Here is a 7,197-nt window from a genome sequence, read left to right as displayed (position 1 = left end):
GTAAACGTGCAGGGATGATCGGCGTGTCCGCCGCTGTGCTGGGGTGGTGATCTTGGAGCCTGGCAAGTGTTGGTGATCTTCACTTGGCGGGGGGCCGGTCGGATGGTGCTGGAGGCTGAGCGGTGGCTCGACCTGCGCAGGTTCCGGGCGCTCAGGGATGCGGGAGCGTCGATCTCGGAAATCGCCCGGGAGACCGGACTGAACTGGCGCACGGTGAAGAAGTACCTGGAGGACGACGGGCCGGCGGCGCCTCCGGTAGCGGCCCCGCGGCGGTCTCGACGCGGTCAGGTGATCGATGCCTACGCCCACGTGATCGATGCGTGGCTGCGGGCTGAACTGCTACTGAAAGCGTCGGTGATCCACGAGCGGCTGGTGGAGCAGTACGGCTTCACCGGCCACTACCAGCGGGTCAAGCTGTATCTGCAGGAGGCCCGACCCAAGATCGCCGAAGAACTCGGCTACACACCCAGTGAGCTGGCCCGGCTACACCGCCGGTTCGAGGTAGTGCCGGGCGCCCAAGCCCAGGTGGACTGGGGAGACGAGGGCGCTATCCTCGCCCACGTCGGGATAGCGAAGGTCTACTCCTTCCACATGGTGTTGTCGTATTCGCGGGACCCGTTCGTCTGCTTCACCACCAGCCAGGACCTGGCCACCTTCTGGGCCTGCCACCGCCGCGCGTTCGACCACTTCGGCGGGGTGCCGGCCTCGATCGTCTACGACCGGACCAAGACCGTGGTCCGCCGGCACGTCGCCCCTGGCAAAGCGGTCCCGCTGCACCCCGAAGCGGTCGCGTTCGCCGGACACTACGGCTTCGACATCGATGTGCTGGCCGCCTACCGGCCGACTGGAAAGGGACGGGTGGAACGGCAGGTGACCATCATCCGCGATCACGTACTGGCGGGGCGGTCGTTCTCCTCGCTGACCGACATCGACAACGCATTCCTGGCCTGGGTTCCGCTGCGCCGGCGCACCACCCACCGCACTCACGGGGAAGTGATCGGGATCCGCGCCCGTCGCGACCACGCGGCCCTGCGCCCGGTCCCGGCCAAACCGTATCTGGTTACCGACCGGCACTTGCGGCACGTCGGCAAGGACTGCCTGGTCGCCTTTGAAGCCAACCTCTACTCCGTCCCCGCCACCGCGGTGTTCCACCGGCAACTGGTGGAAATCCGTGCCTCCTCGGCGACCGTCAGCATCCACGCCACCGTCCCCGACTCCAGCGGGATCACGCTACTGGCCGTGCACCCCAGGGCCCTGGGTCGCGCTGCCCGCATCGTTGATGCCGCCCACTGGGACGCCCTGCCCGACGGGCACACCCGCGCCACCACCACCAGCCACGAGCCCGATCCGAACGGCGGTCCCGTTGACGAACTGTCGGCCGCACGCCGCCGCCGCGGGCAACCCGCCGGCGCGTTGCGGTTCCTGCTGGCCCGCACTGAGGCCGCCGAGGTGGAGGTCGGCCGTCGACCGCTGTCGGTCTATGACCAGATCACCGGCACCGGCCCGTTCTCCTGAACCAGCCTTTCACCGCGCAGCCGTCTGGAAGACGGCGGCTTCCACGAGTTGAAGGACACCAACCGTTGAGTGAGCTTGTCACCGCCCGGATCCGCGGCACCGCGACCAAGCTGGGTCTGCCGCATCTGGCCGCCACGCTGGCCGACCACGTCTCCCGGGCCGATGGCGCCCAGATGGGCTACCTGGACTTCCTGGACCTGGTGCTCGAGGAAGAACACGCCGTCAAGGAAGAGCGTCGTATCCGGCATGCGCTGCGCATCTCCAAAATGCCGCACCACAAGAGCATCGACGACTACGACTTCAGCTACCAGCCCACGCTGGACCCGCGCAAGGTCAAAGACCTCGCCACCGTCGCCTTCGCCGAGGCCAAGTCCAACGCCGCCCTGCTCGGCCCGCCCGGAGTGGGCAAAACGCACATTGCGGTCGCGTTGGCCGTGGCGGCCTGCCGGGCCGGCTACTCCGTCTACTTCACCACCCTGGACGACATGGTCCGCCAGCTCAAAGCCGCCGACGCCATCGGCCGCCTGACCTCCAAGATGCGTGCCTACCAGCGCCCACATGTCCTGGTTCTGGACGAGGTCGGCTACCAGCCGCTGGCCCGCGACGAGGCCAACCTCGTCTTCCAGGTCATCTCGAAACGGTATGAGAAGGGCTCAATCCTCCTGACGAGCAACAAGGCCTTCTCCAAAGCGCACATGTTCGCGCGAACGTGTGTCAGGTGACGCCGAAACTGCACGTGTTCAGCCATGAACGGAAATCACGTGTGTCTGCGGCTAAGGCTGTCAGCTGTTCTCCCGCCTCCAGTTAGGTCACGACGGAGGTCTCCCAGAACGGCCAGCCAACGGTGGGCTCCTGCCCTGAGCGCGAGACGTCAGGAGGCTGGTCTGATGCGTGAGTGCTGCGCCAGGAACCAGTCGGCGGCGATGTCGGTTTCCGTGACGCGTCCGATCAGCGCCAAGGCCGAGCTGATGCTCTCCGGATCCTCCACGGGATTGTCGAGGACGTCGTCATCGCTGATCTGGAAGCGCAGTCCGTCCATCAGGTGATCGAGCGCGTGGGGATCGTCGCCGGACCGCATCCAGTTCTCGGGCGAGAGCGGGTCGAAGGAGACGACCGTGCGGCCGTCGCGGGCGTAATCGAAGTAGGCGTAGCCGTTGATGTCCATGCGGAGGCCGAGGGCCTCACGGCCGCCTTCGGTGACGGAACGCAGGAACTCGCCGTGGCCGTGCGCCGGCACGATGCCGATCCAGCCGTTGACCTCGGCGACCCAGCGGGATTCGTCGTCGATGGCGTGGTCGAGGATCTCGCTCAGGTAGCACGGGGTACGGGTGGCGAGGTCCAGGTGGAAGGTTCGGGCGAGCGCTTCGAGGTCCGCGCCCTTGATCCACATGGCGCTGAACCCCAGCGCCCACAGGTCCATCTCGGCATCGAGCCCCTCGGTGAAGATGGTCGAGACAAGAAGGTCGTGCAGGTAGTTCGGTGACTGCATGGCCGCCTCTCGAAGGAGGGGACATCCTGCGGGACGCCCCACACTGCGTGTCCGGACCGCGTCCGGGGAGATTGCATCATGATCATCTGAGTTCGCCGCAGCAAGGATAAGCCTCACTCGGGCCGGTCAGCCGAGCTTGGTGCGGGCAGGCGGCCAGGGGCGACATGATCGGCGAGATAGATCATGACACCTTCGGGGTGCATCCCGAAGGCTGCGGCGACGAGTTTGGCGTCCATGGTGTTGACCAAGTCGATCAGGCGGGTGGAGCGAAGCATCCGCGGTGAGATGCCGGCCGGGTCCAGGACGTGGCTGACATAGGCGACGGAGGCCGGGTTCCGGCCCGCCTTAGTGCCCTTGGTGACCATCAGATGCGGGTTGCTGGTGTGCTGCGTCTCGCGGTGGGCCACGCACCGCTGCACGGTGGCCCAACTGACCGGGTCCAAAGGCACCGGGTGGGGACGTTGCCCGAGACGGATAGCGCGGCCGGCCCGATCGATCTGATCCAGCCGCAAGTGGCGGACCTCGCTGCTGGAGGCGCCGTGCAGCAGGGCGAGGAGGCCCAGCAGAGCCTCGTGAGGGTGGACGGCCGGGTCGGTGGTCCATCTTCGGAAGAGGCGTCGCTGCTGGTCGAGGGTGAGGGTCTTGCCGATGAAGCCCTTGGGCGCCTTCGCCGATAGCCCGCTGGTGGGGTCGATCAGGATCATCTTGTGGCTCTTGGCGAAGCGGAAGAACTGCCGGGCGATCTGCAGTCGCCGGGCCCGGTTCTTGGGCTGAGCGGCCAGGAACGTCTCGATGTCGTGCACGTCGACCAGGGCCCAGTCCTGCTTTCCGCGCGCGCTGACGTGCTGGGCCAGATCGCGCAGGGTGGACAGCTTGATGTCGAGGGTGACGTCGGCGCGGGGTTGCGTTCCAGCCCGGCGAGCCCGCTCGCGTGAGCGCAGCAGGAAGGTGTTGAACGCCTCCGCCGCGAGCCGCAACAGCTCGGGGACGGCGTCGATCCGGCGGCGACGGCGGCCGGCGGCCAGCCGTTCGGCATGGTCGGTGGCCAACGCCAGCCCCCGTTCGACGAAGAAGACCTCCAGCCCGCGCGCCAACGGGCCCATCGAGCGGCTGGGCAGGCGGGCCCGCTCCAGCAGAGCTTGAGGGTGGTTGGGATGTTCGTCGCCCAAGAGCCGTCCCAGCTGGCCGATCAACGTGCACGCCCGGGCCGGAGAATGACCGGCGGCCAGATGGCCGATGAGATCGCCGAGCCAGGGCGGCGGGTCAGTCAGCCGGGCGATGAGGTTCTCCCCGGCGACGAAGGGCCGTTCGGGGCGGCGCTGCCAGCAAGCCGAGCACAGGCCGTGACCGGCATGCGGGCGCAACTGGCCGCAGCTGTCGCAGACGCGCGGCGGGTCCTTGGCCTGGCGGGAGCGTGAGCAGGTCCCGCACCATCCGGTGGCGTCGCGCAGATAGCCCGGGCGGGCGCAGCGTGGACACGGCTGCTGAGCTGCCCGCTGCCGCGCCTTGCGGGCGCAGTCCCGACACAACGTCGCATCCGGTGAGCGGACCGGATGCCCGCACTCGAGGCAGACGCGTGAGCATGTGATGCACCGGCCGGTATCGGCCTGCAGCACCCTTTGCTTGCCACAGGCCGGGCAGGACGCCTTGGCGGCTGCCTGCGTGAGCCGGTTCAAACAGCGGCAGCAGTGCTGGCGGCCGATGATGCCGACCGGGCCGCCGCAGTCTGCGCAGTCGCGTTGCCGTTTCCCCACCGCCGCCCTCCGTGCTCGGTCACAGCGGTGGCATGGACCGGCCACCGCTGGAGGCGGCTTTCGGTTCGGCCGCCGGCTTCGGCGGCCGGACGGGCTGCTCGATCGGGGTGGTGTCCACCTCGAACAGGTCGTTGGGGCTGCACTCCAGCGCGGTGCACAACGCGGCCAGGGTGGACAGCTTCACCTGCGTGGGCTCCTTGGTCAGCAGAGCCGACACCGACGCCGCCGACAGCTCCAGCCCGGCCTTGTCGGCCAGCAGCCGCCGCAGCTGGGCACCGGTCCACACCTCACGCTGCGCGGCGGCCATCCGCAGTTTCCATCGGATCTTCACGCTGTCGGCTCTCCTTGCCCGGTCAACTCGCCCAGGGTGCTCGTCACCGCCCGGCGATAGGCATCTTCGATGAAGGTGGCCGACGGCCGGACATAGCGCATCGTCGAGCTGACCGTCCAGTGCCCGAGCAGCTGCTGGATGGCCACCAGGTCCACGCCACGTTCGTAGTTGTGGGTGGCGCACGCCCGGCGCAGCGCATGCGGGCTGAACCACTCTTCCTGCGGCCGTCCCTCCAACTGCATGAGATAGCGCAGCCGGTTACGGATGGTGCCGCGATGCAACGCCCCGCCGGACTCATCGGCGAACAGCACCGCCGAGTCGGGGAAACGACCACGCACGTCATCGAGGAACCAGCGCAGCACCAGGTCCAGCCCGTCCAGCATGGGCACCCACCGCGGCCGCGGCCCGGAGGTGTGAGCGCCCTTGCCGAAGCGGACATGCAGCTTGCCGAACGGACCCCGGTTGAAGTGCGCGTCCGGCCGGTCCAGCAGCGCGGCTTCCTCCGATCGCAGCCCGGCGTGATAGAGGGTGCGAAACAACGCATAATCCCGCGCCGCCGGCGCGTACTTGCGGGCGGTGGCGATGCGGTCCTTGAGGAAGTCGAAGAAGCCGCTCACCCGTTCCGGCGTCGGCGGCGGCAGCGTGGCCGGTGAGTCGTCGCCGACATGCCGGGAGGCGTTGAACTCATCCACCGGGCAGACCAGCCGCACCCCGAACGCGGCCTCGATCTCAGCGGCCTTACGCACCTGCAAGAAACGGTGAAAGCCCTTGAAGATCTGCACATACTCGCGCCGCGTCGAGGCGGCGCGACCGGCCACCGCCAGGTCGCCGACCACCCGGTCGATGTCTTCAGGGGTGACCTCCCAGGCCGGACGGCCGAGCGCGGCCAGGGTCCGCTCCAGCAGCCCGGTATCGTTCTCGATGGTCACCGGGCTGAACCCGCGAGCGGCCCACGATGCCACGAACGCCTCGACGCACCGCGCCTGATACTCCATCGGGTCACTGGCCAGGGGCTCCTGCGGGAGTGCCCCGCCTTCCAGCACCCGCAGTCGAGACCGCGCCACCGGCACACCTTCCTCACACCGGAAAAATGAAGGCAGCACCTAACATACGCCTCCCGCACCTCACGAATCAGGGAAACGAGAAACAACTCAGGAATCCCAGCTAGCAGCCGCAATCCTCCGACAGGAACATGTGCCACCCCCAGATGAATGGGGACAGGTGTTCGGCGACGAAGTCCTGGCCACGGCCATCCTCGACCGCCTTCTGCACCACTGCGAAGTCATCGCGATCAACGGCCCCAGCTACCGGCTCAAGAACCGCCTTGCCGCCGTCGAAGACTCCGCCCTCGACACCGACATCGCAGCCACCGGATGACAGCCGCACAGCCGGCCGACGACCGCACCGGCCTCCTTGCCGATCAGCTCGACCTACTCACCACCATCGACGAGTTCCTACGCAGTCCCGCCATCTGCGACCGGCTCGCCGCGTTCCTCACCGCCCGGAACACCCCAGGGCCGACCGGCAACGCCAGGTTCGCCGCCTGCACCGTCATCGACCTGTTCAGCTTCACCGTCGCCGGCCTACGCCACCGACCCCACGACGACCCAGGCCACCACTGACACCTCCGCCCGAAATCACCGCTCATCCGGAAAGAAGCCCTCGTCCTCTTCATCAGGCCGTGTCGGCGCGTACTGCCGCAGCTCCCCATCCCGCAGCATCCACACCCGGAAGAACAATTCCTCCTGATCCATCAGGAATACCTGCACCGCGTTGGGGCAGCGCCAAGCGATACCCCCGACCCGATCAACAACCGCCGTCAGATCCGCGTGATTGAGCGCCCCGGCCCACACCGTGCACTCGGGGAACTTCCAACCACCCCACGGCGAATCCTGACCGGTCGTCTCAGTGAGGAACCCACACCCACTACCAGGCCGGTCCCGAAGCGGGGCTTCCACCCGCAACCACTCACTCAACGACTCCACGTTGGGCCGATCTGCCATATCGACCGACACCATGATGTTGGCAACCCAGCTCACCAGGCCGATTATCAGCCACGATCAGCACCTCAACACCCCAAACCCAGGCACGCCCCTCTGCACGTTTAT

Annotated in this window: 8 protein-coding genes and 1 pseudogene; 4 read left to right on the top strand and 5 right to left on the bottom strand. The window is 67.7% G+C overall.

What is annotated here, in order from left to right; genetic code table 11:
* Positions 1 to 102: 102 nt before the first annotated feature.
* The gene (istA, locus tag ACTWPW_RS62255) at positions 103 to 1,515 is read left to right on the top strand and encodes an IS21 family transposase (protein ID WP_443174729.1); all 1,413 of its coding nucleotides are present in this window, start codon (positions 103 to 105) and stop codon (positions 1,513 to 1,515) included.
* A 65-nt stretch (positions 1,516 to 1,580) separates the two neighbouring features.
* The gene (istB, locus tag ACTWPW_RS62250) at positions 1,581 to 2,237 is read left to right on the top strand and encodes an IS21-like element helper ATPase IstB (protein WP_375118573.1); all 657 of its coding nucleotides are present in this window, start codon (positions 1,581 to 1,583) and stop codon (positions 2,235 to 2,237) included.
* Between the two features lie 149 nt (positions 2,238 to 2,386).
* Here the strand turns inward: istB and ACTWPW_RS62245 are convergent, their stop codons facing one another.
* The 4 genes from ACTWPW_RS62245 to ACTWPW_RS62230 form a co-directional block, all read right to left on the bottom strand.
* Positions 2,387 to 3,004, bottom strand: coding sequence for a DUF6461 domain-containing protein (locus ACTWPW_RS62245; protein ID WP_375118572.1), 618 nt, complete (start codon positions 3,002 to 3,004; stop codon positions 2,387 to 2,389).
* 113 nt (positions 3,005 to 3,117) lie between these two features.
* The gene (locus ACTWPW_RS62240) at positions 3,118 to 4,758 is read right to left on the bottom strand and encodes a hypothetical protein (RefSeq protein WP_443174728.1); all 1,641 of its coding nucleotides are present in this window, start codon (positions 4,756 to 4,758) and stop codon (positions 3,118 to 3,120) included.
* 19 nt (positions 4,759 to 4,777) lie between these two features.
* Complete coding sequence (locus ACTWPW_RS62235; RefSeq protein WP_375118569.1) at positions 4,778 to 5,089, bottom strand: helix-turn-helix domain-containing protein; 312 nt, start codon at positions 5,087 to 5,089, stop codon at positions 4,778 to 4,780.
* Positions 5,086 to 6,084 (bottom strand): tyrosine-type recombinase/integrase, encoded by a 999-nt coding sequence (locus ACTWPW_RS62230; protein ID WP_443174727.1) that lies wholly within the window; start codon positions 6,082 to 6,084, stop codon positions 5,086 to 5,088. The genes ACTWPW_RS62235 and ACTWPW_RS62230 overlap by 4 nt, the downstream gene beginning before the upstream one ends.
* Before the next feature lie 214 nt (positions 6,085 to 6,298).
* On the opposite strand from ACTWPW_RS62230, the pseudogene ACTWPW_RS62225 reads away from it, so the two are divergent.
* Both ACTWPW_RS62225 and ACTWPW_RS62220 read left to right on the top strand, forming a co-directional pair.
* Positions 6,299 to 6,421, top strand: a pseudogene (locus ACTWPW_RS62225) (ATP-binding protein); the annotation flags it as partial.
* Between the two features lie 41 nt (positions 6,422 to 6,462).
* A complete protein-coding gene (locus ACTWPW_RS62220) occupies positions 6,463 to 6,711 on the top strand; it encodes a hypothetical protein (RefSeq protein ID WP_443174726.1) in 249 nt (82 codons plus the stop codon).
* A 15-nt stretch (positions 6,712 to 6,726) separates the two neighbouring features.
* On the opposite strand, the gene ACTWPW_RS62215 is transcribed toward ACTWPW_RS62220, so the two are convergent.
* Positions 6,727 to 7,128 carry a hypothetical protein gene (locus ACTWPW_RS62215; protein WP_443174725.1) on the bottom strand — a complete coding sequence of 134 codons (402 nt, stop codon included), beginning with the start codon at positions 7,126 to 7,128 and terminating at the stop codon, positions 6,727 to 6,729.
* Positions 7,129 to 7,197: the final 69 nt, after the last annotated feature.

This window comes from Nonomuraea sp. KM90, assembly GCF_052246675.1.
Lineage (GTDB): Bacteria > Actinomycetota > Actinomycetes > Streptosporangiales > Streptosporangiaceae > Nonomuraea.
Note: the sequence above shows the minus strand (reverse complement) of the source record. Positions and strands in the feature narration are given on the sequence as shown.